Source organism: Cupriavidus phytorum (genome assembly GCF_003254285.1).
Taxonomy (GTDB): Bacteria; Pseudomonadota; Gammaproteobacteria; order Burkholderiales; family Burkholderiaceae; genus Cupriavidus; species Cupriavidus phytorum.
On record NZ_QKZN01000005.1, the window covers coordinates 251716 to 276712 of the forward strand.

The following is a 24997-nucleotide window of genomic DNA, read 5'->3' on the forward strand; positions in this document are numbered from 1 at the left end:
CGATCACGCTCCCGATTGAACGTTTCCATCCCGCCCGCGCGGGATGGGCGGGTGCGTGCGCGCTGCGCGGGCAGAACACGCGGCAGTTGGACCACAGAAGGGGGATTTCTTGCATGACAGACCACGACAGGGGAGCAGCAGCATGAACGGTATCCACACCCGGCGCACACTCGCACGCGCCTGCCTCGGTGGCGCGCTGGCGCTGGCATCGGCCGCGGCCGACGCCACGGTGACGCTGTATGGCCGCATCGACACCGACATCGAATACCAGAAGGGACCCGATGGCCGCGCCACGCAGATGACGGACAACGCCTCGCGCTGGGGCGTGCGCGGCAGCGAAGAGCTGGGTGGCGGCCTGCGCGCGGCATTCGGCCTGGAGCAGGGCTTTGGCGCCGACAACGGCGTCGCCACCAATCCGCAGTTCCGCAATGCCTTCGTCGGCCTGCAGGGTGGCTTCGGCGCAATCGCGCTGGGCCGGCTGGATTCGGCCACGATCGTGGGCTCGCCGATCTATTCGCAGGTGACCCAGAACATCGACTTCGCCATCCACGACGCGGGCGCCACCGCGATCGGCACCCGGGTGCTGAACGCGCGCAACCGCGTGTCGAATGCGCTGGGCTATATGACGCCGAGCTTCGGCGGCTTCTCGGTGCGGGCGCGCATGAATCTGGCGGGGCCGGATTCGACCACGCCCAATACCCGACCGCCGCTGCAGGCGGAGGACGATTTCCGCCAGTCCGACCTGGGCCTGAACTACGCCGCCGGCAAGTTCGCGGCAGGCCTGGGCTATTCGCGCGATGCCAAGAGCGGCGGCCTGGTGGCCAACGATTTCCGCGACAAGGTGCAGGCGGTGGCTTCGTACGACTTCACCGTGGTCAACCTCTACGGCATCGTCGGGCGCGACCGCTATGCCGGCACCGCGACCACGCGCACCGACGTGCCGTACTGGCTGGTCGGCTTCTCCCTGCCGTACGGCGCGCACAAGCTCACCGTCAACTACATGCAGCGCGCGGTGCAGCGCGACCCGCAGGGCCGGCTCAGCAAGGTGCAGGCCGGCTACGGCTACAGCCTGAGCAAGCGCACCATGCCCTACGTCTTCTTTGACCGCGAGGATCCCAACTCGCACAAGTCCGGCGACACCGTGACCACGGTGGGCGTCGGCATCCAGCACAAGTTCTGACCATGACGCTTCCGTTTTCGCTGACTGAACCGGCCGGCGCGGCGCTGCCGCTGGTGGTGGATTCCCCGCACAGCGGCCTGCTGCATGCCGAGACCCTGCCGCTGGCGGCGCCGCCCGAGGCGCTGCTGTCGGGCTGGGACGCCTATGTCGACCAGCTCTTCGCACATGCGCCGCAGGTGGGCGGCACCTTGCTGTGCGCGGACTTCCCGCGCTGGCTGGTCGACGTCAACCGCGCCCGCGACGATATCGATCCCGACCTGATCGACGGCGCCATGCCTTATGACGTGCGCCCCAGCGACAAATCGGGCCGCGGCATGGGCGTGCTGCGCCGGCTGGCGCTGCCGGGCGTGCCGGTCTATGCCGCGACCCTGTCGCCGCATATGGCGGAGTACCTGCTCAAGACCTACTACGATCCGTACCACGCGGCACTGTCCGGACTGCTGGCGCAGCACCATGCGCGCTGCGGCGCGGTGTGGCATCTCGACTGCCATTCGATGAAGTCACGCGGCAATGCGATGAACGTCGACAACGGCGCGGCGCGGCCCGATTTCGTCGTCAGCAACGGCGACGGCTCGACTTGCTCGGCGGCGTTCATCGAACTGGTGTCGGAGTGCCTGCGCAGCCTGGGCTACGAGGTGGCCGTCAACTGGCCGTACAAGGGCGCGCAGCTGATCCGCGCCTATGCCGATCCGGCGCAGCGGCGTCACAGCCTGCAGATCGAGATCAACCGGGCGCTGTACATGGATGAGGCCACGCTGGCGCAGCATGCGGGTTTTGCCGTGCTGCGCGGCCATCTCGACGAGCTGCTCGAGCACGTCGCGGCCTATATCCAGACCGAACTGCGCCAGACCGAACTGCGCCACACCGAACTGCGTCGCTGAGCGCAGGCGCGCTCACACCACCTTGCCGGGATTCATCAGCCCCAACGGATCCAGCGCGCCCTTGATCGCCCGCATCATGGCGAGCTCGACCTCGCTCTTGTAATGCCGGTTTTCCTCGCGCTTGAGCTGGCCCAGGCCGTGCTCGGCCGAGATCGAGCCGTTGTGCGAGCGCACGCTGTCGTGCACGATGCGGTTGACCTGGTCCTGGTGCGCCAGGAAGTCATCGTGGTCGACGCCCTCGGGGGGCGCCACGTTGTAGTGCAGGTTGCCGTCGCCGAGATGGCCGAAGGTGACCATGCGCGCCCCCGGAAAGGCGTTCTGCAGCAGCGCGTCGGTGCACTCGATAAAATCCGCGACGCGCGAGACCGGCACGGCGATATCGTGCTTGATGTTCTTGCCGTCTTCCACCTGCGCCAGCGGGATATGCTCGCGCAGGTTCCAGAAGTCGCGCGACTGCTGCACCGATTCGGCCACCACCGCGTCGGCGACCACGCCGGCGTCGAACGCGGCCGACATCATGGTCTCGAAGATGCCGCGCGCATGGGCCTCGCTTTCGCTGTCGGACAGCTCCAGCAGCACCAGCTGCGGATGCATGTCCGCGAACGGATAGCGCAGCTGCGGGAAGTGCCGCGTCACCAGCGTCATGCTGAGCGCCGACATCAGCTCGAAGCCGGTCAGCATGGCGCCGGCGTGCGACTGGGCGATGGCCAGCAGCGCCAGCGCGGCGCGCGGACTCTGCACCGCGGCCAGCGCCGTGACCGACGCGCGCGGCAGCGGGAACAGCTTCATCACCGCGGCGGTGATGATGCCCAGCGTGCCTTCGGCGCCGATAAACAGGTCGCGCAGGTCGTAGCCGGTGTTGTCCTTGCGCAGGCCGCGCAGCCCGTGCCAGGTTTCGCCGGAGGGCGTCACCACTTCCAGTCCCAGGCACAGTTCGCGCGTGTTGCCGTAGCGCAGCACCGCGGTGCCGCCGGCATTGGTCGACAGGTTGCCGCCGATGGTGCAGCTGCCCTCGGCCGCCAGGCTCAGCGGGAACAGCCGGCCGTGCTCCCGCGCGATCTCCTGCAGCTGCTGCAGCACCACGCCGGCCTCGACCGTGATGGTGTTGTTGAGCGGATCGACCTGGCGGATGCGGTTGAGCCGCTGCAGCGAGATCACCACCTGCGGCGCGCCCGCCACCGGTGTGGCGCCGCCGCACAGGCCGGTGTTGCCGCCCTGCGGCACTACGGCGATCCGGTGCGCGTGGCAGGCATGGACCACCTCGGCGACTTCCACGGTGGTGCCGGGGCGCAGCACCGCCAGCGCCTCGCCGCGATAGCGCTTGCGCCAGTCGGTCAGGTATGGCGCCTGGTCGGCCGCATCGGTCAGCACGTGCTGCGGGCCCAGCGCGGCGCGGCACAGTGCGAGGAAGGAGTCTTGAGGCGAGGTCATGGCGATGGGTGGACGCGGTTCAGGACTTGGGCGCGGCGGCCTTGGCGGCAGCGCGGGCGCGGCGCTTGTACGGGCGCAGGTAGAGGATGGTGCTGGTGAAGAACACCAGCGTCAGCGCCACCTCGACCCACGCCAGCGTGGACGAGGGCGCGCTGTCGCTGGTGGCGCGCACGATGCCTTCGGTGAAGAACAGCAGGATCAGCATCGACGACCACTGCATGGTGTAGCGGTTGCGCGAGAGCACGCCGCGCAGCGGCAGCAGCAGCGGCAGGAACTTGAGGATCAGCCACGAGCCGCCCGGCCGCAGCGGCGCCAGCAACCATTCCCAGGCAATGCACAGCACCAGCAGCGCCAGCAGGCTGCCCACGCTGAGCCGGTACAGCCAGGGGCTGTGCAGGGCCTGGTCGCTGTCCGCGGCGGGGGTCATGCCTGCGCTCCGGCCAGTCGCAGCGCGGTCTGCGCCAGCCTGCGGCCCATGGCCATGGCCAGCGCCGCTTCGTCTTCGGTGACGGGGCCGCGGTTGTCGCCGTGGGCATGGTGGCTGGGGCCGTACGGGGTGCCGCCGGAAGCCGTCGTCATCAGGCCCTTCTCGGAATAAGGCAGGCCCAGGATCAGCATGCCGTGGTGCAGCAGCGGCAGCATCATCGACAGCAGCGTGGTCTCCTGCCCGCCGTGCAGGCTGCCGGTGGCGGTGAACACGCAGGCGGGCTTGCCGGCGAGCGCGCCCGACAGCCACTGGGCCACGGTGCCGTCGAGGAAGTACTTCACCGGCGCGGCCATGTTGCCGAAGCGGGTGGGGCTGCCCAGCGCCAGTCCGGCGCATTCCTCCAGGTCGCGCAGTTCGGCATAGGGCGGGCCGTCGGCGGGGATGTCCGGCGCGGTGGCCTCGCACACGGTGGAAACCGGCGGCACCGTGCGCAGGCGGGCCTGCGCGCCGGCGACGCTGTCGATGCCAGTGGCGATCAGTTCGGCGAGCTTGCGGGTGCTGCCGTGGCGGCTGTAGTACAGGACGAGGATCTCGGTCATGGAGCGGGACGGCCGGCGGTGAAGGGACAGCGAAAGGGTGATGCGGGAGGATGCCGGCAACAATGCGCGTATTATAGATGCGCCCCCCGCGCCATCTGCCGATGGCCACGCGCCGCACGCGCAACGGGGCCATCCTTGAATTCGACAGACGATCCGACCAACCCGATCCAGGAGCTTGCTTGCGCATGATTGGAGCCCGCGTCGCCCGCCTGCGCCGGGAATGGAACCTGCAAAAGGTGCGTGCCCTGGCGCGCTATGCGCTGCGCCGTGCCGCCGAAGACCGGCTGCCGCAGGTCTCGGCCAGCCTGACCTTCACCACCGTGCTGGCGGTGGTGCCGGTGCTGACCGTGGCCTTCGCCCTGCTCGCCGCGTTCCCGGTGTTCCGCGACTTCCGCAACGCCATCGAGGCATTCCTGTTCCAGAACCTGATTCCCGGCAACGTCAGCGAATCGATCCAGCGCTATCTCGGCATGTTCGCCAAGAGCGCGCGCGGGCTGACCGCGATGGGCCTGGCCGGGCTGATGGTGACCTCGGTGCTGACCATGCTGACGGTGGAAGACGCGCTCAACGCGATCTGGCGCGTCAAGCAGCGGCGCCCGCTGGCGCAGCGGGTGCTGGTGTTCTGGGCGGTGCTGACCTTCGGCCCGGTGCTGATCGGCGCCAGCCTGTCGATCAGCTCCTACCTGATCTCGATCTCGGCCGGCTATGTCGGCACCATGCCGGTGGGGCTGGGCCTGCTGGTGGGCGCGGCGCCGGTGCTGCTGTCGGCGCTGGCCTTTGCCTTCCTGTACACGGCGGTGCCCAACGCCTATGTCGAGTGGCGCGATGCCATCGTCGCCGGCCTGGTCGCGGCGGTGGCGTTCGAGTTCGCCAAGCGCGGGTTCGGCTATTTCATCACCGAGATCCCGGCCTACACCGCGGTCTACGGCACCTTCGCCGCGCTGCCGCTGTTCCTGCTATGGATCTACCTGAGCTGGCTGGTGACGCTGCTGGGCGCGACCATCGCCGCCAACCTGCCGGTGATCCGGCAGGGCTACTGGCGCCGCCGCAGCTTTGCCGGCAGCGAGTTCTTCGACGCGCTGGGCGTGCTGCTGCTGCTCTACCGCGCCCGCGACGAAGTCCCGCGCAGCGTCGGCGAACTGGACCTGAGCCGCAAGCTGCGGGTCGAGGCCGACTACCTGTCCAGCCTGCTGGACAAGCTCAAGGCCATGCACCTGGTCGGCCGCCTTCAGCAGGAGCGCGGCCAGGCCCACTGGGCGCTGCTGTGCGACCCGTCGCAGGTGACGCTGCGCACGCTGCACGACCGGCTGGTGCTGAATCTGCCGCGGCTGCCGCGCACGGCGCTGGCGCAGCATTTGCGCGGCGCCGATGCGCTCAAGTCGATCCTGGACAATCCGCAGCTGGATCAGACGCTGGAAGCGGTGTTCCGGCAGCAGCCGGTGGATTTGCCGCCGACGGCCGGCGATGGCGACGGGCAGCGACCGCGGCGTGCGCTGGAGGTGGTGCCGCCGGGGTGGCATGGGCAAGTGTGAGTGGGGTGCTCATCGCCGACCACGCTGGCCGCTTGCCGGTTTGCTCCCCTCTCCCGCGCGCGGGAGAGGGAGCACCCAATCGCATGGGCTAACCGATCAAAACGGAATCCTCCCCCGCCAGATATCGAAATACATCACCCAATCCCCCATCAGGCTATAAACGGGATGCCGGAACGTAGCCGGCCGGTTCTTCTCGAACCCGAAATGCCCGACCCAGGCAAACGCATAGCCCGCCACTATCGCAGCGAGCAGCCACCAGAAATTGCCGGTCACGACCAGCGCCACCAGGCACAGCAGCGCCACCGTCGAGCCGGCAAAATGCAGCCGCCTGCAGGTACGGTTCTGGTGTTCGCTCAGGTAGTAGGGATAAAAGGCCGCGAAATTCTCGAACTCGCGTGCGCGGGCGTGGGCCATGGCTGTCTCCGGCAGGTCTTGTTTGCTGCAGTGTAGACCTTCCGCGCCGCGATGTAGGGCGGATGGCCGCCGGCGTAGCGGCCGTCCAGGGAACGGCGTCAGCCAGCCGCTACCACCTTGCGCGCGAACGCCGCCAGCGCATCCAGCACTTCATCCGGACGCTCGCCCATCAGCGCATGGCCGCACGGCACCGTCACCACGCTCGCGTTGCGCATCTTGCCGGCCAGCGCCTGGGCCGCCTTGGGCGAGGTCATCATGTCCTTGCTGCCGGTGATGAACAGCGCCGGGCACGCTGCCGCCGCGGCAGCTTCTTCCCCATGGGCATAGGCGTTGCAGGCCGAGAAGTCGTTGTGGAACACATGCGCCTGCGGGTTGTTGCGCGACACCCGTTCCATCAGCCGCTGGCTGCCGCCATGCATCCACGCCCCAGGGCCTGGCGACGACGGCTTGTTGGCGAGGCTGGAATGGGACCAGGTGTTGACCATGGCGATGGCGTCGCCCTCGCGGTTCAGCGAGGCGTCCAGCAGCGCGTCCGAGACCTTCATCGGATAGGCCGTGGCCAGCAGGCCGATGCCGCGCACCGCCTGCGGATGCCGCGCCGCGCATTCCAGCGCGATCAGCGAGCCCATGCTGTGGCCGAACACGAAGGCCGGCGCGGTGACGCCGGCGGCGGCCACCAGCGCCATGACCCAGTCCGCCATGGCTTCGACCGTGGCCAGCGGCGCGCCCTGGCTGCGGTTGTGCCCGGGCAGGTCCACCGCCAGCACCGAGAAGCCATGGTTGGCGAACCAGCGCGTCTGCAGCGCCCAGACGCTGTGGTCGTTCTGCGCGCCGTGGACGAAGACGGCGCAGGGCAGGGCGGGATCGAACGGTTTGCCGCCGGTATAGGCGTAGGCCGGCTGGCCGGCAAGGTTCAGTTCCATCAGGCTTGCCCTCCCTTGTTGCCGGCGCCCATGGCCTTCTCGGCCGCCTTCAGGCCGCGCTTGAGATCGTCGATCAGGTCGTCGGCATCTTCCAGGCCGACCGACAGTCGGATCGTGCCTTCGGTGATGCCCGCCGACCGCAGCGCGGCCGCGTCCATGCGGAAGTGCGTGGTCGAGGCCGGATGGATCACCAGCGAGCGCGCGTCGCCGACATTGGCCAGGTGCGAGAACAGCGACAGGCTTTCGATAAAGCGCTGGCCGGCCAGCCGGTTGCCCTTCAGGTTGAAGCTGAACACCGCGCCGCAGCCGCGCGGCAGCAGGCGCTTGGCCAGTTCGTAGTCGGGGTGCGATTCCAGCTCCGGGTACGACACCGACTCGACCATCGGATGCGAGACCAGGAACTGCACCACCTTGCGGGTGTTGTCGACATGGCGGCTCATGCGCAGCGGCAGCGTCTCCACGCCTTGCAGCAGCTGCCACGCCGCCATCGGGTTCATGCAGGCGCCGAAATCGCGCAGCCCTTCGCGGCGCGCGCGCAGCAGGAACGGGGCCACCGTGCTTTCCTCGGTGAACACCATGTTGTGGAAGCCCTCGTAGGGCTCGGACAGCTCCGGGAAGCGCCCCGAGGCCTCGAAGTCGAAGGTGCCGCCCTCGACCAGCACGCCGCCGATGGTGGTGCCGTGGCCGCCCAGGAACTTGGTGGCCGAGTGATAGAGCAGGCCGGCGCCATGGTCGAACGGGCGCAGCAGGTAGGGCGTGGTGAAGGTGGAATCGACCAGCAGCGGGATGCCATGGTCCTGGCCCAGTTGCGCCAGGGTCGGGATGTCGAGCACGTCGAGGCCGGGGTTGCCCAGCGTCTCGCCGAACAGCAGCCGGGTATCGGGCCGGATGGCGGCGCGCCAGGCGTCGATGTCGCGCGCCTTGACGAAGGTGGTCTCGATGCCGAAGCGGCGCAGGGTGTAGTGCAGCAGGTTGTGCGAGCCGCCGTACAGCGCCGACGACGCGACGATATGCGAGCCCGCGCCCATCAGCGTGGCCACCGCCAGGTGCAGCGCGGCCTGGCCCGAGGCCGTGGCGATGGCGCCGGCGCCGTTCTCGAGCGCGGCGATGCGTTCCTCGAGCACCGCCACGGTGGGATTGGAAATGCGCGAGTAGACGTGCCCCGCGCGCTCCATGTTGAACAGCGACGCGGCGTGCTCGCTGTCGCGGAACACGAAGGACGTGGTCAGGTGGATGGGGGTGGCGCGGGCCCCGGTGGCGGGGTCGGGCGCGGCGCCGGCGTGCAGCGCCAGCGTGTCGAAGCGGGTTCCGGACATGGTCGGTCGGCCTTGAGTTGTCTCCGGCCAGCATCGTAGCATCGTGCGCCCGCCCACGCGCGCTCACCCGCCCACCCGCCCGCAAACCGGCCTCCCGCTTTACTTTGGCGGCGGGTTTGGGCTAGCATCGGCCAACGGGCACACGGTGCCCGCACACCCATAGACAGATAACAATGTGACCGGTATCGCCCCCGGTGCCACGGCCGGCGCGATACCCTCAGTTTCAGCTCAGTGTGAGCGCAGGCAGCGGAGACCAACATGAAAGTCAGCGACATCCTCCAGATCAAGGGCAATACGCTCTATACCGTGACGCCTGACACCTCCTTGCTGGTTGCCGTGCACACCATGGCCGAGCACGATATCGGCTCGCTGGTGGTAATGGAGTACGGCGACCTGGTCGGCATGCTGACCTTCCGCGAGATCATCGAGACCCTGGCCCGCAACAACGGCAACGTCGGCACCAGCAGCATCCGCAAGGTGATGGACGATGCGCCGCTGACCTGCACTATGGAAACCGACGTCAACGAGGTCCGCCGGATGATGCTGGAGCGTCACACCCGCTACCTGCCCGTGCTGGACAACCGGACGCTGATGGGCGTGATCTCCTTCTACGACGTCGCCAAGGCCGTGGTCGAGGACCAGAGCTTCGAAAACAAGATGCTCAAGGCCTATATCCGCGACTGGCCGGAAGAGCGCGCCGAGTGAGGGCGCCGGGCCGCGCCGGCTGAGTCCGCCGAAAGCCCCCCAAGCGTGCTGAAGCCGCCTGCGGAAATACCCTCGGTTGCCGCCGCCTGGCCGCGGCAAGGTGGCGGCAAGGCCGCGGCTGCGGCACACTAGCCGGCGTTCCCATTCCCGTTGGCGGTCGCCACCGACCGGCCCCTCCATGAGCCAACACAGCCAGTTCCGACTGCTCGGCCTGCGCCGTTTCGCGCCGTTCTTCTGGACCCAGTTCCTGGGGGCGATGAACGACAACGTGTTCAAGGTCGCCTTCACCTCGCTGGTGACGTACCACACGGCGCTGTTCGAGGGCGTCGACGCGCGCAGCGCGGCGTTCCTGATCTCGGCCATCTTTATCGCGCCGTTCGTGCTGTTTTCGGCCACCAGCGGGCAGATCGCCGACAAGCTGGAGAAGTCGCGCCTGATCCGGCTGGTCAAGTCGCTCGAGATCGCCATCATGGCGCTGGGCCTGGCCGGCTTTGCCTGGCACAGCGCGCCGCTGCTGTACGCCGGCACCTTCCTGATGGGGCTGCATTCCACGCTGTTCGGGCCGGTCAAGTTTGCCTACCTGCCGCAGCACCTGGACGAGAGCGAGCTGGTCGGCGGCAACGGGCTGGTCGAGATGGGCACCTTCGTCGCGATCCTGATCGGCACGCTGATCGGCGGCGAGCTGGCCGGGCTGCAGCAGGGCGGCGCCATCGTTGGTCCGCTGTACGTGGGCGCGGTGTGCGTGGCCATTGCCGTGGCCGGGCGACTGGTGTCGGGCCGCATCCCGGCGTCGCCGGCGCCGCAGCCGGACCTGCGCATCAACTGGAACCCGTTTTCCGAAACCTGGCGCAACCTGGTGCTGGCGCGCGGCAACCGCACCGTGTTCCTGAGCCTGCTCGGCATTTCGTGGCTGTGGTTCCTCGGCGCGACCTTCCTGACCTCGTTCTTCAGCTATGCCAAGGATGTGCTGGGCGGCGACCAGAACGTGGTGACGCTGCTGCTGGCGGTGTTCTCGCTGGGCATCGGCACAGGTTCGCTGCTGTGCGAGCGCCTGTCCGGACGCCATGTCGAGATCGGCCTGGTGCCGTTCGGCTCGATCGGCATGACCGTGTTCGCGGTCGACCTGTACTTTGCCAGCCAGGGGCAGGCGCCGGCCGCATTGAGCGGCATCGGCGCCTTTCTGGCCGCGCCGCATCACTGGCGCGTGCTGGCCGACCTGTTCCTGCTGGCGATGTTCGGCGGCTTCTACAGCGTGCCGCTGTACGCGCTGATCCAGAGCCGCAGCGCGCCCACGCACCGCGCCCGCATCATCGCCGCCAACAACATCCTGAACAGCTTCTTCATGATCGCCGCCTCGCTGCTGGGCGTGGCGCTGACCCAGGCGGGATACACCATCCCGCAGCTGTTCCTGGTGGTGGGGCTGCTCAATGCGGTGGTGGCGGTCTACATCTACTCGCTGGTGCCGGAATTCCTGCTGCGCTTTATCGCGTGGATCCTGGTCCATACCCTCTATCGCCTGCGCCGCATCAACGCCGAGCGCATCCCCGCCGAGGGGCCGGCGGTGCTGGTGTGCAACCACGTCAGCTTTGCCGATGCGGTGGTGCTGATGGCGTGCAGCCCGCGCCCGGTGCGCTTCCTGATGGACCACAACATCTTCAAGGTGCCGCTGCTGTCGTGGTTCTTCCGCCAGGCGCGCGCGATCCCGATCGCGCCGGCGCACCAGGACCCCGAGATGCTCAGGCGCGCCTACGACAGCGTGGCGCAGGCGCTGGACGACGGCGACCTGGTCTGCATCTTCCCCGAAGGCAAGATCACCGCCACCGGCGATATCAATCCGTTCAAGCAGGGCGTGCAGCAGATCATCCGCCGCACGCCGGTGCCGGTGGTGCCGATGGCGCTGCGCGGGCTGTGGGGCAGCTTTTTCTCGCGCAAGGGCGCGCCGGCGATGTCGCGCCCGTTCCGGCGCGGCATCCTGAACCGGCTCGAGCTGGTGGTGGGCGAGCCGGTGCCGCCCGAGTCGGCCACGCCCGAAGGCCTGCAGCAGATGGTGCAGGCCCTGCGCGGCGACTGGCGCTAGCCGACGCAAAGGCGATCCCCGATGATTACCCTCTACACCTTCGGCCCCGCCTTCGGGCTGCCCGATGCCAGCCCCTTCGTCACCAAGGCCGAGATGCTGCTCAAGCTGGCCGGCCTGCCATACACGGCGCGCCGCGGCAGCCTGCGGCGCGCGCCCAAGGGCAAGCTGCCGTACCTGGACGACATGGGCCGGATCGTGGCCGATTCCACCATGATCCGGTGGCATATCGAGAAGACTTACCACATCGACTTCGACGCGGGCCTGAGCCCGGCCGAGCGCGGCATCGCCTGGGCCGCCGAGAAGCTGATGGAGGACCATCTCTACTGGGCGGTGGCAAGGGTGCGCTGGCTCGACCAGGCCAATTTCGACAAGGGCCCGGCCCAGTTCTTCCGCAGCGTGCCGGCGCCGGTGCGCGGGCTGGCCGAGCGCCTGGTGCGCTACAAGGTGCGCAAGACGCTGTGGGGGCAGGGCCTGGGCCGGCATAGCGAGGAAGAGCTGGTGGCGCTGGCGAGCAAGGGCGTGACCTCGATCGCCGACATCCTGGGCGACAAGCGCTACCTGATGGGCGACCAGCCGTGCGGGGCCGATGCCACGCTGTTCGCCTTTGCCGGCAGCCTGCTGTGCCCCGTATTCGACACCCCGATCCGCACCGCGGCCGAGGGGCACGCCAACCTGGTGGCCTATATGGACCGGATGCGCGCCGAGTTCTACCCGGAACTGGCCGCCGCGCCGGTGGCACAGGGCGTCGCCGCCTGACCTGCCGACGCCGCCGAGGCCCGCCCGAGCCCGGCCATTGGCCTTACAATGGAGGCCGTCCCCAATTCCTGTGCGGTTTCCATCATGTCCGGCAACACCCTTGGCCTGCTTTTCACTGTCACCACCTTCGGCGAATCGCACGGGCCTGCCATCGGCGCGGTGGTGGACGGCTGCCCGCCGGGCCTGGCGCTGACCGAGGCCGATATCCAGGGCGACCTGGACCGCCGCAAGCCCGGCACCTCGCGCCACGTCACCCAGCGCAAGGAACCCGACCAGGTCGAGATCCTGTCCGGTGTGTTCGAGGGCAAGACCACCGGCACCCCGATCTGCCTGCTGATCCGCAACACCGACCAGCGCAGCAAGGACTACGGCAATATCGTCGAGACCTTCCGCCCGGGCCATGCCGACTACACCTACTGGCAGAAGTACGGCATCCGCGACCATCGCGGCGGCGGCCGCTCGTCGGCGCGCCTGACCGCGCCGGTAGTGGCGGCCGGCGCGGTGGCCAAGAAGTGGCTGCGCGAGCAGTACGGCACCGAGGTCCGGGGCTATATGTCGCAGCTGGGCGAGATCGCGGTGCCGTTCAGCGACTGGTCGCATGTGCCGGAGAACCCGTTCTTCGCCGCCAACGCCGACATCATCCCCGAGCTGGAAACCTATATGGACGCGCTGCGCCGCGACGGCGACTCGGTCGGCGCGCGCATCGAGGTGGTGGCCAGCAACGTGCCGGTGGGCCTGGGCGAGCCGCTGTTCGACAAGCTCGATGCCGATATCGCGCACGCGATGATGGGCATCAACGCGGTCAAGGGCGTCGAGATCGGCGCCGGCTTCGACAGCGTCGCGCAGCGCGGCAGCGTGCATGGCGACGAGCTGACCGCCGCGGGCTTCCGTACCAACAACGCCGGCGGCGTGCTGGGCGGCATCTCCACCGGGCAGGACATCACCGTGTCGCTGGCGATCAAGCCGACCTCGTCGATCCGCACCCCGCGCGAATCGATCGACAAGGCCGGCAACGCCGCCACGGTCGAAACCTTCGGCCGCCACGACCCGTGCGTGGGCATCCGCGCCACGCCGATCGCCGAGGCCATGCTGGCGCTGGTGCTGATCGACCACGCGCTGCGCCACCGCGCCCAGTGCGGCGACGTCAGCGTCGAAACGCCGCGCATCCCCGCGCAGGCCGGCCAGACCCGCTGACTTGACGCCGCAGCGCGCGGGCGGCCAAGGCGGGGCCGGCGGCCCCGACCATGCCCGCTTCGGGCTCTTCTACCTGGGCTATTACGGCTACGTCGGCCTGATCTCGCCCTACGTCAGCCTGTACTTCGCCGACCGCGGCTTCGACCCGGTGCAGATCGGCGTGCTGATGGCGAGCTTCCAGGTCAGCCGCATCGCCGGGCCCTACCTGTGGGGCTGGCTCTCCGACATGATGCACACGCGCGTGCGCATCCTGCGCGTGAGCGCGTTCACCTCGCTGCTGGCGTTCCTGGTACTGCCGGGCGTCGGCAGCTACGGCGGCATGATGGCGATGATGCTGACGCTGAGCCTGCTGACCAGCGCAATGTCGCCGCTGGGCGATGCCCTGACCATTTCCACGCTGCGCCGCTACGGCGCCTTCGACCACAGCTACGGCCGTATCCGCATGTTCGGCTCGCTGGGCTTTATCGGCGCGGTGCTGGCCGGCGGGGCGCTGTTCGAGGCGGTCGGCATGCGCGCGTTCCCGTGGGTGGCGAGCGCGGTGCTGGCGATCCTGGCCGGGGTGGTGCTGACCATGCGCGACGCCGCCGACGAAGGCCCGCGCACGACGCCGCCGCGCGCCTTGCCGCTGCTGCGCCGCCCCGACGTGGCCTGGTTCCTGGCGTCGGCCTTCCTGATGATGTTCGCGCACGCCGCGCTCTACGTGTTCTACTCGCTGTGGCTGGAGACGCTGGGCTACAGCAAGTTCGCCATCGGCATGATGTGGACCATCGGCGTGGTCGCCGAGATCGTGTTCTTCTACTACCAGGGCCTGCTGTTCGCGCGCCTGGCGCTGCGCACCATCCTGGCGGGCACCTTCGTGCTGGCGGCACTGCGCTTCGGCCTGACCGGCTACTTCGCCCAACTGGCGTGGCTGATGGCGCTGGTGCAGGTGCTGCACGCGGCGACCTTCGCCGCGCACCACAGCGCCAGCCTGAAGCGCCTGCAGGCCTGGTTTGCCGGGCCGCTGCAGGGGCGCGGCCAGGCGCTGTACACCGGCATCTCCTACGGCGTCGGCGGCACGCTCGGCGGGCTGGCGATGGGCTGGACCTGGAACGCGCTGGCGCCGGCGCACACCTTCGGGCTCGCCGCCGTGGCCGCGGCGGCGGGCGCCTTTTGCGCCGCGATGAGCTTTCGCGCGGAAGGCGACGGCGCGCTTCAGTCCAGCGCCGCGCAGACCCGCTCGGCGATTGCGAGCGACGAGGTCAGCCCCGGCGATTCGATCCCGAACAGGTGAACCAGCCCCGGCACGCCGTGCACGGCGGGGCCGTCGATGCGGAAGTCCGCGGCGGCTTCGTGCGGACCGCTGATCTTGGGGCGGATGCCGGCGTAGCCGGGCTGCAGCGCGCCGTCGGCCAGTCCCGGCCAGTAGCGCCGCACCTCGTCATAGAAGGCGTCGGCGTCGGCCGCATCCACGCCGTATTCGATCTCGTCGATCCAGCGCACATTGGGGCCGAAGCGCGCCTGGCCGCCCAGGTCGATGGTCAGGTGCACGCCAAGTCCGGCGGCCTCGGGCACGGGATAGATCAGCCGTGAGAACGGCGCGCGGCCGGCCAGCGTGAAATAGCAGCCCTTGGCGTAGTACTGCGGCGGGATATGGGCTTCGGGCATGCCGTCGATGCGGCGCGCCAGCTCCGGTGCCGTGAGCCCGGCCGAATTGACCACCGTGCGCGCCAGCAGCGTGGTGGTGCTGCCGTCTTCCGCGCCGATCTCCAGCCTGATGCCGTCCGCCGTGACCGCGCCGCCCAGCACCGGCGACTGCACCGCCAGCATCGCGCCGGCGTTTTCCGCATCGCCCAGCAGCGCCGTCATCAGGCCGTGGCTGTCGACGATGCCGGTCGATGGCGACAGCAGTGCCGCCTCGCACTGGAGTTGCGGCTCCAGCGCCTGCGCTTCGGCCCGGTCGATCAGGCGCAGATCGTCCACGCCGTTGGCGGCCGCCCTGGCGCGGATGCCTTCGAGCGTGGCCACTTGCGCCGCGCTGGTGGCGACGATCAGCTTGCCGCAGCGCTGGTGCGCGACGTGCCGGCTGGCGCAGTAGTCGTACAGCATGGCCTTGCCGCGCACGCACAGCTGCGCCTTGAGCGAGCCCGCCGGATAGTAGATGCCGGCATGGATGACCTCGCTGTTGCGTGCGCTGGTGATGGTGCCGAAGGCGTTCTCGGCTTCCAGGATGATCACCTCGCGGCCTTGCAGCGCAAGGGCGCGCGCAATCGCCAGTCCCACCACGCCGGCGCCGATCACGACGCAATCCACTGTTTCCATGGTTGTTCCTTGCTTCAGGGTTCAGGGGTCTCGATATATCCCGGTTCAGGCGGGCAGGCCCAGGCGCGCGGCGGCGGCGGCCAGGTGCTGCTGCGCGGCGTTGCGCGCGGCCGCGGCGTCGCCGGCGGCAATGGCTTCGGCCAGCGCCGCGTGTTCCTGGTCGGCGGCGCGCGGCGCGCCGGTGGCGCTGCCCAGCCGCGCGGTGTTCTCCCACGCGCGCTGGCGCGCGGCCAGCATCTGCTGGCTGACGAAATCGGTCAGCCCGGTAAAGCAGGGGTTGTGCGCGGCTTCGGCAATGGCATGGTGGAACGCCATGTCGGCCGCGGCGGCGCTGGCCATGTCGCCGTGCCCGTCGGCCTGCGCCTGCATTGCCGCCAGCGCGGCGCGGATCGCGTCGATGTCGGCGGCGGTGCGCCGCTGCGCCGCCATTTCGGCGCAGGCGGTTTCCACCACGCGGCGCAGCTCGAACAGCTGGGCCAGCGTCGGGCCGCCATCGGGCGCGCTGGCCACGCGCCAGGCCTGGCCGCCCGGGGTGTCCGAGACATAGGCGCCGGAGCCCTTGCGCGTGACCAGCACGCCGTCGGCCTTCAGCTGGGCAATGGCCTCGCGCACGATCGGGCGGCTGACGCCGAAGCCCTCGGCCAGCGCGGATTCGGCCGGCAGGCGCGCGCCCGCGCCGTAGCGGCCGGCAAGGATGTCGTCATGCAGGGTCTGCGCGATGCGTGTGGCAAGCGAAGCCGGGCGGGGCAGGAGAGTGTTCATGGCGTTCGATATGTCAGGCTGTCTGACAGCTTTCTGCGATTCTGGCCCCAACTTTGCGGCGCGTCAAGCTTGCGGCAGGTAACCGATGCTACACATGCGGCCTTTGGTGTCCGTTGCCCGGCACTTAATTTCGCCGTGCGGACGCCGATAGCAACCCAATACAGGCGGCGGAATCCATGCATCAGTTCCGCCCAGGGCTCGTCGCGTCCCAGCGCGCCCACGCCGGGGCCAACTGCAAACAGCCATGATCCAGCTCACCCCTAACGATCTTCCCGTCGGCCATCCGCTGCCCTGGTCATTGCTCGATGGCGATGGCAACCTCGTGCTCGGCAGCGGCAACATCATCCCCGATGCGCGCGACCTGGCGCTGGTGTTCCACCACGGCACGGTGTGCCGCGACGATGCCGGCGACGAGACTGACGACGAGCTGCGCCCCGCCACCGGGCCGCTCGGCCTGCAGGTCGGCACGCTGCTGCATATCAAGCTGGATGGCGAGGCTGCGCGGCCGGCCGCGAGCCGCCTGATCGGCTTTATCGAGCAGGGCCTCTTTGTCACCTGGCCGCAGCTGGGCGGGCGCGACCTGCCGCTGCAGGCCGGCGATGGCGTGGTGCTGCGCGGCTTTTCCGGGCAGGCCATCCACAGCTTCACCTCGACCATCACCGCCGTGTGCCGCAGCCCGTTCCGCTACCTGGTGCTGTCCGCGCCGGTGCAGCAGCACGCGACGCCGGTGCGCAAGGCGGCGCGCGTGCCGACCCGCCTGGCCGCGTACCTTACCGAACCTGGCGATGACGAGGGTAGCTGCGGCAGCGCCGCGCGCTTGTCGCTGCTGTCCGACCTCAGCACCGGTGGCGCATTGGTGCAGACCACGGCGCCGGCGCCCGCACCCGGCAGCCGCGTGCGCCTGCGCTTCAACCTGCGTACCGCGTCGCTGGACAGCGAGGTGGTGATCGATGGCTGGGTCCGCATGGCGCCAGCCGGGGCCGCCGGCGACGATGCCGACTTTCCCGCATTCGGCGTGGCCTTCGATGTGCTGGCCGAGCGCGAACTGACGCTGCTGCAGTGCTACATCTACGAACAGCTGCTCTCCAGTACCCGCATGCCGGTGCAACCCGCCGCGGTAGCGGCCGTTTAGAGGGAATCCGCTAATGTTTTGATTGTCTCCACGGGGCGGGCCGTCTTTACTGCTTCCAACATAAAAAGACCCACCACCGAGGAGACCAGATGGAGCACGGCGAACCCCAAGCGTGCGGGCAACGCACGCCCGTAGCACGCACGCAGCAGCAGTCCCGCAATTCCCGAGGCAGGCTGGCAGGCACCGCCGCGGCGCTGGCCGCCGCAGCCATGCTGGCGCTGCCGGCACCCGTCGCCGCGGTCACCGCCAATGGCGACTACGCAAAGACGCGCTACCCGATCGTGCTGGTCCACGGCCTGACCGGCGCGGCGAAGATGGCCGGCGTGCTCGACTACTGGTATGGCATTCCTGAAGTGCTGCGGGCCCATGGCGCGCAGGTCTATGTCGCCACGGTGCCATCATTCAACAGCGATGCCGAGCGCGCGCTGGCGCTGCAGGCCTATGTGCGCGCGGTCAAGCTGGAAAGCGGCGCCGACAAGGTCAACCTGATCGGCCACAGCCAGGGCGGGCCCACCTCGCGCGTGCTGGCGGCGATGTCGCCGCAGGACGTGGCCTCGGTGACCACCATCGGCAGCCCGCACCGCGGCAGCGAAGTGGCCGACACCGTGCTCGACCTGATCCAGGGCATCGGCGCCATCCCGATTGCCGGACCGGTGCTGGTCAGCCTGATCCAGGGCGTGTTCGATACCGTCGGCTGGTTCAACGGCATCAGCAACGGCCAGGCGCTGGACCAGGATGCGCTGGCCTCGCTCAAGAGCCTGACCACGCGTGGCGCGGCCGAACAGAATGCGCGGCTCGACGCCACGCTGGTGCCGGGCACCAGGTCGGCGCTGGGCGCGGACTGCGACAGCGCCGGCGCCGTGTCCGAGCAGCGGCAGGCGCGCGATGCCACTGGCAACCTCGTCATCCATACCCAAGCCGCGTATTCGTGGACCGGGCAGGGCGGGCCCCTCAGCCTTCTGCGCTCCAACCTGCTGGACCCGTCCACGGTGATGATGTCGACCTCGGCAGGGCTGATGGCGCTGAAGGGCGCCGGCGCCAATGACGGGCTGGTCTCGGTGTGCAGCAGCAAGTGGGGCCGGGTGCTGGCCACCGGCTACTACTGGAACCATCTCGACGAGGTCAACCAGATGGCCGGCCTGTACCAGGATGCCGATCCGCGCACGGTCATCCTGAACCACGCCAACCGGCTGCGCAATGACCAGCTGTGAGCGTGCGCCGCGGTTCTGGCTGGCCCTGCTGCCGGCCGGCGCCGCGGCCGCTGCGGTGTACTGGCTGACCATGCCGGCGGACCCGGCGCCCGTGCCGCGGCCGGCGGCGGTGGCCGCCGCTGCGCGTCCATCCGCGTCATCGGCGCATCCGGCGCCCGCTGGCGCCTCCACCTGGCCATCGCTCGCCGGCGTGGAGATGCCCGCAGGTCCCGAGGCCGATGCCGCGGGCAACCTGCGGCTGACCCGCGCGCTGCGCAGCTATTTCGATTATTTCCTGAGTGCGCGCCACGACGCCGGCGGCATCGATGCGCTCGACGCGGTAGTGCATGACGATATTCGCCGCCATGTGCCGCAGCCAGCGGCCGGACAGGCGTGGCAGCTGTGGCGCCGCTACGTGGCCTGCCTGGCCGAGATCCAGCCCGAGGCTGCGCGCAAGCCGCTGGCGGACGCGGACGGCACGCTCGATGCGGAGCAGGTGCGGCAGCTGCGCGCGCTGCTGGCGCAGCGCCATGCCGCGCGCCAGCGCTGGCTGCCCGAGGTCGCACAGGCGTGGTTCGGCGACGATCAAGCCTATGACGAGGCCATGCTGGCGCGGCTGGAGGTCATGGCGCAGGCCGGCCTGGACGACGCGCAGCGGCGGCAGCGGCTGGCCGAGCTCGACGCCACGCTGCCTGAACCCTTGCGTGCCGCACGCGCAGCCAGCGCGCGCCCGCAGGCCATCAGCCAGACCCTCTCACACCTGCAGGGGGCTGGACGCACCACGCAGGACATCGGCGCCGCGCTGGCGCAGGCATACGGTCCCGAGGTGGCGCAGCGCTACCAGCAGCAGGCGCAGGCCGAGCAGTCATGGCAGCAGCGCTACGACGACTACGCTGCGCGCCGCGCGCAGATCGAGGCGTTCGCGGGGTTGTCGGAGCAGGATCGGCGGCTGCAGCTGGAGACGCTGCGCAGGCAGGCTTTCGACAATCCCAGCGAGGCGCTGCAGGCGGAGGTGGTCGACCAGGCGATGGCAGCGCGGCGGCAGGCACGCTAACGCACGCCACGGTCGCATAAAAAAAACGGCACCGGAAAATCCGGTGCCGATTTCACTTGCCAGCGCGCTTCTCGCGGCCGGCTTACATGCCGACGTAGTTCGGCCCGCCGCCACCCTCCGGCGTCACCCAGACGATATTCTGGGTCGGGTCCTTGATGTCGCAGGTCTTGCAGTGCACGCAGTTCTGCGCGTTGATCTGCAGGCGCTCCTTGCCCGAGGTCTCGTCCTGCACGAACTCGTACACGCCCGCCGGGCAATAGCGCGACTCGGGGCCGGCGTACTTGTCCAGGTTGATGTCGACCGGCACGCTGGCGTCCTTCAGCGTCAGGTGCGCCGGCTGGTTTTCTTCATGGTTGGTGTTGCTGATGAAGACCGAGCTGAGGCGGTCGAAGGTCAGCTTGCCGTCCGGCTTGGGGTAGTCGATCTTCTGGCACTCGGCGGCCGGCTTCAGGTAGACATGGTCCGGCTTTTCGCGATGCAGGGTCCAGGGCGGGTTGCGCACGCCGAGCTTGGGTAGCAGCCATTGCTCGATGCCGGTCATCAGCGTGGCGGTGGTGCGGCCTTTCTTGAACCACTGCTTGAAGTTCTTGGCCTGCAGCAGCTCCTTGTACAGCCAGCTCTGCTCGAACGCGGCCGGGTAGGCGCTCAGCTCGTCATGCTGGCGGCCCGCTTGCAGCGCGTCGTAGGCGGCCTCGGCGGCGAGCATGCCGGTCTTGATCGCGGCGTGGCTGCCCTTGATGCGCGAGGCGTTCAGGTAGCCAGCATCGCAGCCGACCAGGGCGCCGCCCGGGAACACGGTCTTGGGCAGCGACAGCAGGCCGCCGGCGGTAATGGCGCGCGCGCCGTACGACAGGCGCTTGCCGCCTTCGAAATACTGGCGGATTTCCGGATGGGTCTTGAAGCGCTGGAATTCCTCGAACGGCGACAGCCACGGGTTGGTGTAGTCCAGGCCGACCACGAAGCCGACCGCGACCTTGTTGTCTTCCATGTGGTACAGGAACGAGCCGCCGTAGGTGGCCGGGTCCAGCGGCCAGCCGGCGGTGTGCACCACCAGGCCGGGCTTGTGTTTGGCCGGGTCGATCTCCCACAGCTCCTTCAGGCCGATGCCGTAGCTCTGCGGATCCTTGCCGGCGTCCAGGCCGAACTTGGCGATCAGCTGCTTGCCCAGATGGCCGCGCGAACCTTCGGCGAAGATGGTGTACTTGGCATGCAGCTCCATGCCCAGCTGGAAGTTCTCGGTCGGCTCGCCTTCCTTGTTGATGCCCATGTTGCCGGTGGCCACGCCCTTGACCGAGCCGTCTTCGTTGTACAGCACCTCGGCGGCGGCGAAGCCCGGGAAGATCTCGACGCCCAGCGCCTCGGCCTGCTGGCCCAGCCAGCGTACGAAGTTGGACAGGCTGATGATGTAGTTGCCTTCGTTGTGGAAGCACTCGGGCAGCAGGGCCGGGGGCGTGCCCTTGGAGCCGGTCTCGTTCAGGAACAGGAACTTGTCCTCGGTCACGGGCTGGTTCAGCGGCGCGCCCAGCTCCTTCCAGTTCGGGATCAGCTCGTTCAGGGCGCGCGGGTCCATGATGGCGCCCGACAGGATGTGCGCGCCGGGCTCGGAGCCCTTTTCCAGCACGCACACGTTGACGTCGGCGCCTTTCTCCTGCGCGAGTTGCTTCAGGCGGATGGCCGTGGCCAGGCCGGCGGGGCCGCCGCCGACGATGACAACGTCGTATTCCATGGCTTCGCGCGGGCCGAACTGCTCCAGGAGCTGTTGCTGATCCATTTGTCTCTAACCCTCTGTTTCTTTGCCGCTAGCTGGCAATTGTGGGAAATGCGGTGATCGTTGTGCTGAGAACCGGACCCGGGCGCGGCGCATGGGCCGCCGGGAAGCCGCGCAGGCGCGGCGGTGAAATCGGTGCTGTTTCGGGGTCGGACAGCGCCGGAACGGCGTCCGGACACGGCCGGATCGCGCGTTTTCCCTCTTTCCCTTTGCGGGCCAAGTTCTTAGAATCTCCGGCATTGTCCGGGACTCGCCACCCACAGGCAAGGATTTTTTTGGAACGGTCGTTCTTTTTTTTGATATGCTGCCTTCTGCTCCTGATGAGGGCTGAGGGGCTCCCGCACAAGAGGTAACCATGGGTTTGTCGATCAATCTGGAAGGCAAGGTGGCGCTGGTGACCGGCGCCTCGAGCGGGCTGGGCTCGCGTTTCGCCACGGTGCTCGCCGCCGCGGGCGCCAAGGTGGTGCTGGCCTCGCGCCGCACCGAGCGGCTCAAGGAACTGCGCGCCGCGATCGAGGCCGAGGGCGGCAGCGCGCACGTGGTGCGCCTGGACGTGACCGACCCGGACAGCATCCGCGCCGCGGTGGCGCACGCCGAGACCGAAGCCGGCGCCATCGATATCCTGGTCAACAACTCGGGCGTGTCGACCACGCAGAAGCTGACCGAGGTGGCCCCCGAAGACTTCGACTTCGTCTTCGACACCAATACCCGCGGCGCGTTTTTCGTCGCGCAGGAAGTCGCCAAGCGCATGATCGCGCGCGCCAAGGGCGCCGAGCGCAACGGCAGCCCGCTGCCGCAGGCGCGCATCGTCAATATCGCGTCGGTGGCGGGGCTGAAGGTGCTGTCACAGATCGGCGTCTATTGCATGAGCAAGGCGGCGGTGGTGCACATGACCAAGGCCATGGCGCTGGAATGGGCGCGCCATGGCATCAATTCCAACGCCATCTGCCCGGGTTATATCGATACCGATATCAACCACCATCACTGGGATTCCGACGCCGGGCAGAAACTGATCCAGATGCTGCCGCGCAAGCGCCTGGGCAAGCCGGAAGACCTCGACGGGCTGTTGCTGCTGCTGGCCTCGGACCAGTCGCAGTTCATCAACGGCGCCGTGATCACCGCCGACGACGGCATGGTCTGAGCGCCCGCGCGCTGACACCGGGGGCGCAAGTCCCCCGCATCCCGCCCAGGCGCCAAAAGCGCCGCGGGATGCCCGAGCGCCAACCCTGGGCTTATCCGGTCCCCTTGGGCGCGCCGTCGTCAGTACGCGTCATTATTCAGAAATTTCGTGCGTGGCAGGCCAGTCTTGGCATAATCCGCCATGTCTGCAGATTAAGTCTTTACATACAAAGCGAGAACGCCGCGGTGGCCGCATGGCCCGAGCGGCCCTGGACCGGAGGCCGGGGAGATGGAGCAACAACAAGAGGCACGGCGCAACGCCGTGCCGCAACACGTCGTCGATTCCGCGGTGATCCCGCAGGCCGCCGACGAAGCGCAGGACGCTGAATTCCGGGTATCGCCCCGCCTCGAGGACTGGATTGGCGTGATCGTGATGGTGCTGCTGGTCGGCATCACCTTCGCCAACGTGGTGGTCCGCTATTTCACCGACGAGTCGTTCGCCTGGACCGAGGAGTTTTCGGTCTTCCTGATGATCGTGCTGGCCCTGGTCGCCGGCAGCGCCGCGGTGGCGCGCGACCGCAATATCCGCATCGAGTTCTTCTTCGAACGTGGCAGCGCCGCGCGGCAGCGGCGCCTGGCGATCCTGTCGGCGCTGGCGGTGGCGGTGATGTTTATCGCGCTGGCGGTGCTGGGGGCGCGCATCACCTGGGACGAATACACCTTCGGCGAGACTTCGCCCGGCATCGGCGTGCCAAGCTGGTGGTACTCGATCTGGCTGCCGGTGCTGTCGGCCGGCATCGCGCTGCGCGCGCTGGCGCTGATGGTGCGCAACGTGCGGGCGCTCAAGGCGCTGCATGAACAGAGCCGGTCGGCGACGGAGCGTGCGCAATGACGCTGGTTGCCATCATCCTGTTCGTGGTCTTTATCGGCCTGATGCTGCTGGGCGTGCCGATCGGCGTGTCGCTGGGGCTGGGCGGTCTGGTCGCGATCGGCTTGTCCAATCTCGATACGCAGATGTTCGGCCTGCTGGCGGTGCCGCAGAACTTCTACGCGGGCCTGGCCAAGTATCCGCTGCTGGCGATCCCGATGTTCGTGCTGGTGGGGTCGATCTTCGACCGCTCCGGCGTGGCGCAGCGGCTGGTGACCTTTGCCATCGCCGTGGTCGGGCGCGGCCCCGGCATGCTGCCGCTGGTGGCGATCCTGGTGGCGATGTTCCTCGGCGGCATTTCGGGTTCGGGCCCGGCCAACGCGGCCGCGGTCGGCGGCGTGATGATCGCGGCGATGTCGCGCGCGGGCTATCCCGGCTCTTACAGCGCGGCGGTGGTCGGCGCGGCGGCCGCGACCGACATCCTGATCCCGCCGTCGGTGGCGTTCATCATCTACAGCGTGCTGGTGCCGGGCGCATCGGTGCCGGCGCTGTTCGCGGCCGGCATGATCCCGGGCGTGCTCGCCGGCATCGCGCTGATCGTGCCGGCGGTGTGGCTGGCGCGCAAGCACAATATGGGCGCCGCCGAAGCTGCGCTGCCGCGCCCGCCATTCTGGAAGAGCCTGCGCGAGGCCGCGTGGGGCCTGGTGGCGCCGTTCCTGATCCTGGGCGGCATGCGCGCCGGCTGGTTCACGCCGACCGAGGCCGCCGTGGTGGCGGTGGTCTATGGCCTGTTCGTCGGCATGGTGGTGTACCGCAGCATCGGCATGCGCGACCTGTTCACCATCTTCCAGGAAGCGGCCGAAACCTCGGCGGTGATCCTGCTGGTGGTGGCGCTGGCCGGCATCTTTGCCTATGCGCTGTCGACGCTGGGCGTGATCGACCCGCTGGCGCAGGCGATCGCCACCTCCGGGCTGGGCGAATACGGCGTGCTGGCGCTGATCGTGCTGCTGCTGATGACGGTGGGCATGTTCCTCGACGGCATCTCGATCTTCCTGATCTTCGTGCCGCTGCTGCTGCCGATCGCCAATGCCTTCCAGTGGAACCCGGTGTGGTTCGGTGTGGTGCTGACGCTTAAGGTGGCGCTGGGCCAGTTCACGCCGCCGCTGGCCGTGAATCTGATGGTGTCGTGCCGGATCGCGCGCGTGCGCATGGAAGAAACCGTGCCGTGGGTGATCTGGATGCTGCTGGCGATGTTTGTCGCCATGCTGATGGTGCTGGCCTATCCGCCGCTGGCGACGTGGCTGCCGGAATACCTCGGCTATTGATCGCTGTTGCCTTGATTTTGCATTCACCAACAAGAACCTGACG

23 protein-coding genes are annotated in these 24997 nt (G+C 68.7%); 14 read left to right on the forward strand and 9 right to left on the reverse strand.

Features of this window, described 5'->3' with window-relative positions; all coding sequences use genetic code 11:
* Positions 1 to 142: 142 nt before the first annotated feature.
* Complete coding sequence (locus tag C7416_RS15345; protein ID WP_111519710.1) at positions 143 to 1180, forward strand: porin; 1038 nt, start codon at positions 143 to 145, stop codon at positions 1178 to 1180.
* Positions 1181 to 1182: 2 nt separating this feature from the next.
* Positions 1183 to 2061 carry an N-formylglutamate amidohydrolase gene (locus C7416_RS15350; RefSeq protein ID WP_111519711.1) on the forward strand — a complete coding sequence of 293 codons (879 nt, stop codon included), beginning with the start codon at positions 1183 to 1185 and terminating at the stop codon, positions 2059 to 2061.
* A 12-nt stretch (positions 2062 to 2073) separates the two neighbouring features.
* Here C7416_RS15350 and C7416_RS15355 read toward each other — a convergent pair whose 3' ends face one another.
* From C7416_RS15355 to wrbA, 3 genes are read right to left on the reverse strand one after another with little or no spacing between them, the layout of a single operon-like run.
* On the reverse strand, positions 2074 to 3492 hold the full coding sequence (locus tag C7416_RS15355) for an FAD-binding oxidoreductase (RefSeq protein WP_111519712.1): 1419 nt from the start codon (positions 3490 to 3492) through the stop codon (positions 2074 to 2076).
* Between the two features lie 19 nt (positions 3493 to 3511).
* Positions 3512 to 3919 carry a DUF2069 domain-containing protein gene (locus tag C7416_RS15360; RefSeq protein WP_111519713.1) on the reverse strand — a complete coding sequence of 136 codons (408 nt, stop codon included), beginning with the start codon at positions 3917 to 3919 and terminating at the stop codon, positions 3512 to 3514.
* Positions 3916 to 4518: an NAD(P)H:quinone oxidoreductase gene (gene wrbA, locus C7416_RS15365; protein ID WP_111519714.1), complete on the reverse strand. Its 603-nt coding sequence runs from the start codon at positions 4516 to 4518 to the stop codon at positions 3916 to 3918. The genes C7416_RS15360 and wrbA overlap by 4 nt, the downstream gene beginning before the upstream one ends.
* 185 nt (positions 4519 to 4703) lie before the next feature.
* Between wrbA and C7416_RS15370 the strand changes: the two genes are divergently transcribed.
* Positions 4704 to 6050: a YihY family inner membrane protein gene (locus tag C7416_RS15370; RefSeq protein WP_111519715.1), complete on the forward strand. Its 1347-nt coding sequence runs from the start codon at positions 4704 to 4706 to the stop codon at positions 6048 to 6050.
* Between the two features lie 96 nt (positions 6051 to 6146).
* Here the strand turns inward: C7416_RS15370 and C7416_RS15375 are convergent, their stop codons facing one another.
* The 3 genes from C7416_RS15375 to C7416_RS15385 form a co-directional block, all read right to left on the reverse strand.
* Positions 6147 to 6464: an Mpo1-like protein gene (locus tag C7416_RS15375; RefSeq protein ID WP_111519716.1), complete on the reverse strand. Its 318-nt coding sequence runs from the start codon at positions 6462 to 6464 to the stop codon at positions 6147 to 6149.
* A 98-nt stretch (positions 6465 to 6562) separates the two neighbouring features.
* A complete protein-coding gene (locus C7416_RS15380) occupies positions 6563 to 7387 on the reverse strand; it encodes an alpha/beta fold hydrolase (protein WP_111519717.1) in 825 nt (274 codons plus the stop codon).
* Positions 7387 to 8703 (reverse strand): O-acetylhomoserine aminocarboxypropyltransferase, encoded by a 1317-nt coding sequence (locus tag C7416_RS15385; protein ID WP_111519718.1) that lies wholly within the window; start codon positions 8701 to 8703, stop codon positions 7387 to 7389. The genes C7416_RS15380 and C7416_RS15385 overlap by 1 nt, the downstream gene beginning before the upstream one ends.
* A 258-nt stretch (positions 8704 to 8961) precedes the next feature.
* Here C7416_RS15385 and C7416_RS15390 point away from each other — a divergent pair, with 258 nt between their 5' ends.
* The 5 genes from C7416_RS15390 to C7416_RS15410 all read left to right on the forward strand — a co-directional run bounded on the left by C7416_RS15390 (position 8962) and on the right by C7416_RS15410 (position 14708).
* Positions 8962 to 9408 (forward strand): CBS domain-containing protein, encoded by a 447-nt coding sequence (locus C7416_RS15390; RefSeq protein WP_012352517.1) that lies wholly within the window; start codon positions 8962 to 8964, stop codon positions 9406 to 9408.
* A 178-nt stretch (positions 9409 to 9586) separates the two neighbouring features.
* A complete protein-coding gene (locus C7416_RS15395; RefSeq protein WP_111519719.1) occupies positions 9587 to 11485 on the forward strand; it encodes an MFS transporter in 1899 nt (632 codons plus the stop codon).
* A gap of 21 nt (positions 11486 to 11506) precedes the next feature.
* Entirely contained in the window at positions 11507 to 12241 is a 735-nt protein-coding gene (locus C7416_RS15400) for a glutathione S-transferase C-terminal domain-containing protein (protein WP_111519720.1), read from the forward strand.
* Between the two features lie 84 nt (positions 12242 to 12325).
* Complete coding sequence (gene aroC / locus C7416_RS15405; protein WP_111519721.1) at positions 12326 to 13435, forward strand: chorismate synthase; 1110 nt, start codon at positions 12326 to 12328, stop codon at positions 13433 to 13435.
* A 1-nt stretch (position 13436) separates the two neighbouring features.
* Positions 13437 to 14708 carry an MFS transporter gene (locus tag C7416_RS15410; protein WP_111519722.1) on the forward strand — a complete coding sequence of 424 codons (1272 nt, stop codon included), beginning with the start codon at positions 13437 to 13439 and terminating at the stop codon, positions 14706 to 14708.
* Here C7416_RS15410 and C7416_RS15415 read toward each other — a convergent pair.
* Complete coding sequence (locus tag C7416_RS15415) at positions 14630 to 15736, reverse strand: NAD(P)/FAD-dependent oxidoreductase (RefSeq protein WP_111519723.1); 1107 nt, start codon at positions 15734 to 15736, stop codon at positions 14630 to 14632. The genes C7416_RS15410 and C7416_RS15415 overlap by 79 nt on opposite strands.
* A gap of 45 nt (positions 15737 to 15781) precedes the next feature.
* Positions 15782 to 16498 (reverse strand): FadR/GntR family transcriptional regulator, encoded by a 717-nt coding sequence (locus tag C7416_RS15420; protein ID WP_111519724.1) that lies wholly within the window; start codon positions 16496 to 16498, stop codon positions 15782 to 15784.
* Positions 16499 to 16742: 244 nt separating this feature from the next.
* On the opposite strand from C7416_RS15420, the gene C7416_RS15425 reads away from it, so the two are divergent.
* From C7416_RS15425 to C7416_RS15435, 3 genes are all read left to right on the forward strand, one after another.
* Positions 16743 to 17630, forward strand: a complete 888-nt coding sequence (locus C7416_RS15425; protein ID WP_111519725.1) for a flagellar brake protein — start codon at positions 16743 to 16745, stop codon at positions 17628 to 17630.
* Positions 17631 to 17719: 89 nt separating this feature from the next.
* Positions 17720 to 18841, forward strand: a complete 1122-nt coding sequence (locus tag C7416_RS15430) for an esterase/lipase family protein (RefSeq protein ID WP_111519726.1) — start codon at positions 17720 to 17722, stop codon at positions 18839 to 18841.
* Entirely contained in the window at positions 18828 to 19874 is a 1047-nt protein-coding gene (locus tag C7416_RS15435; RefSeq protein ID WP_111519727.1) for a lipase secretion chaperone, read from the forward strand. Before C7416_RS15430 ends, C7416_RS15435 begins: the two co-directional genes overlap by 14 nt.
* Before the next feature lie 82 nt (positions 19875 to 19956).
* Here the strand turns inward: C7416_RS15435 and C7416_RS15440 are convergent, their stop codons facing one another.
* Positions 19957 to 21645 (reverse strand): electron transfer flavoprotein-ubiquinone oxidoreductase, encoded by a 1689-nt coding sequence (locus C7416_RS15440; protein WP_111519728.1) that lies wholly within the window; start codon positions 21643 to 21645, stop codon positions 19957 to 19959.
* Between the two features lie 352 nt (positions 21646 to 21997).
* Here C7416_RS15440 and C7416_RS15445 point away from each other — a divergent pair, with 352 nt between their 5' ends.
* The 3 genes from C7416_RS15445 to C7416_RS15455 all read left to right on the forward strand — a co-directional run bounded on the left by C7416_RS15445 (position 21998) and on the right by C7416_RS15455 (position 24954).
* Positions 21998 to 22783: an SDR family oxidoreductase gene (locus C7416_RS15445; RefSeq protein WP_018006823.1), complete on the forward strand. Its 786-nt coding sequence runs from the start codon at positions 21998 to 22000 to the stop codon at positions 22781 to 22783.
* Between the two features lie 267 nt (positions 22784 to 23050).
* Entirely contained in the window at positions 23051 to 23653 is a 603-nt protein-coding gene (locus C7416_RS15450; RefSeq protein WP_111519729.1) for a TRAP transporter small permease, read from the forward strand.
* A complete protein-coding gene (locus C7416_RS15455) occupies positions 23650 to 24954 on the forward strand; it encodes a TRAP transporter large permease (RefSeq protein ID WP_172581733.1) in 1305 nt (434 codons plus the stop codon). The genes C7416_RS15450 and C7416_RS15455 overlap by 4 nt, the downstream gene beginning before the upstream one ends.
* The last annotated feature ends 43 nt before the right edge of the window (positions 24955 to 24997 follow it).

Excerpts from the sequence above, each read along its gene's own strand:
- C7416_RS15455 (WP_172581733.1), top strand. The coding sequence starts at position 23,650 with ATGACGCTGGTTGCCATCATCCTGTTCGTGGTCTTTATCGGCCTGATG.
- C7416_RS15350 (WP_111519711.1), top strand. The coding sequence starts at position 1,183 with ATGACGCTTCCGTTTTCGCTGACTGAACCGGCCGGCGCGGCGCTGCCG.
- C7416_RS15420 (WP_111519724.1), bottom strand. The coding sequence starts at position 16,498 with ATGAACACTCTCCTGCCCCGCCCGGCTTCGCTTGCCACACGCATCGCG.
- C7416_RS15445 (WP_018006823.1), top strand. The coding sequence starts at position 21,998 with ATGGGTTTGTCGATCAATCTGGAAGGCAAGGTGGCGCTGGTGACCGGC.
- C7416_RS15390 (WP_012352517.1), top strand. The coding sequence starts at position 8,962 with ATGAAAGTCAGCGACATCCTCCAGATCAAGGGCAATACGCTCTATACC.
- C7416_RS15360 (WP_111519713.1), bottom strand. The coding sequence starts at position 3,919 with ATGACCCCCGCCGCGGACAGCGACCAGGCCCTGCACAGCCCCTGGCTG.
- C7416_RS15395 (WP_111519719.1), top strand. The coding sequence starts at position 9,587 with ATGAGCCAACACAGCCAGTTCCGACTGCTCGGCCTGCGCCGTTTCGCG.
- C7416_RS15425 (WP_111519725.1), top strand. The coding sequence starts at position 16,743 with ATGATCCAGCTCACCCCTAACGATCTTCCCGTCGGCCATCCGCTGCCC.
- C7416_RS15370 (WP_111519715.1), top strand. The coding sequence starts at position 4,704 with ATGATTGGAGCCCGCGTCGCCCGCCTGCGCCGGGAATGGAACCTGCAA.
- wrbA (WP_111519714.1), bottom strand. The coding sequence starts at position 4,518 with ATGACCGAGATCCTCGTCCTGTACTACAGCCGCCACGGCAGCACCCGC.
- C7416_RS15380 (WP_111519717.1), bottom strand. The coding sequence starts at position 7,387 with ATGGAACTGAACCTTGCCGGCCAGCCGGCCTACGCCTATACCGGCGGC.
- C7416_RS15440 (WP_111519728.1), bottom strand. The coding sequence starts at position 21,645 with ATGGATCAGCAACAGCTCCTGGAGCAGTTCGGCCCGCGCGAAGCCATG.
- C7416_RS15435 (WP_111519727.1), top strand. The coding sequence starts at position 18,828 with ATGACCAGCTGTGAGCGTGCGCCGCGGTTCTGGCTGGCCCTGCTGCCG.
- C7416_RS15385 (WP_111519718.1), bottom strand. The coding sequence starts at position 8,703 with ATGTCCGGAACCCGCTTCGACACGCTGGCGCTGCACGCCGGCGCCGCG.
- C7416_RS15345 (WP_111519710.1), top strand. The coding sequence starts at position 143 with ATGAACGGTATCCACACCCGGCGCACACTCGCACGCGCCTGCCTCGGT.
- C7416_RS15415 (WP_111519723.1), bottom strand. The coding sequence starts at position 15,736 with ATGGAAACAGTGGATTGCGTCGTGATCGGCGCCGGCGTGGTGGGACTG.
- aroC (WP_111519721.1), top strand. The coding sequence starts at position 12,326 with ATGTCCGGCAACACCCTTGGCCTGCTTTTCACTGTCACCACCTTCGGC.
- C7416_RS15450 (WP_111519729.1), top strand. The coding sequence starts at position 23,051 with ATGGAGCAACAACAAGAGGCACGGCGCAACGCCGTGCCGCAACACGTC.
- C7416_RS15355 (WP_111519712.1), bottom strand. The coding sequence starts at position 3,492 with ATGACCTCGCCTCAAGACTCCTTCCTCGCACTGTGCCGCGCCGCGCTG.
- C7416_RS15430 (WP_111519726.1), top strand. The coding sequence starts at position 17,720 with ATGGAGCACGGCGAACCCCAAGCGTGCGGGCAACGCACGCCCGTAGCA.
- C7416_RS15400 (WP_111519720.1), top strand. The coding sequence starts at position 11,507 with ATGATTACCCTCTACACCTTCGGCCCCGCCTTCGGGCTGCCCGATGCC.
- C7416_RS15375 (WP_111519716.1), bottom strand. The coding sequence starts at position 6,464 with ATGGCCCACGCCCGCGCACGCGAGTTCGAGAATTTCGCGGCCTTTTAT.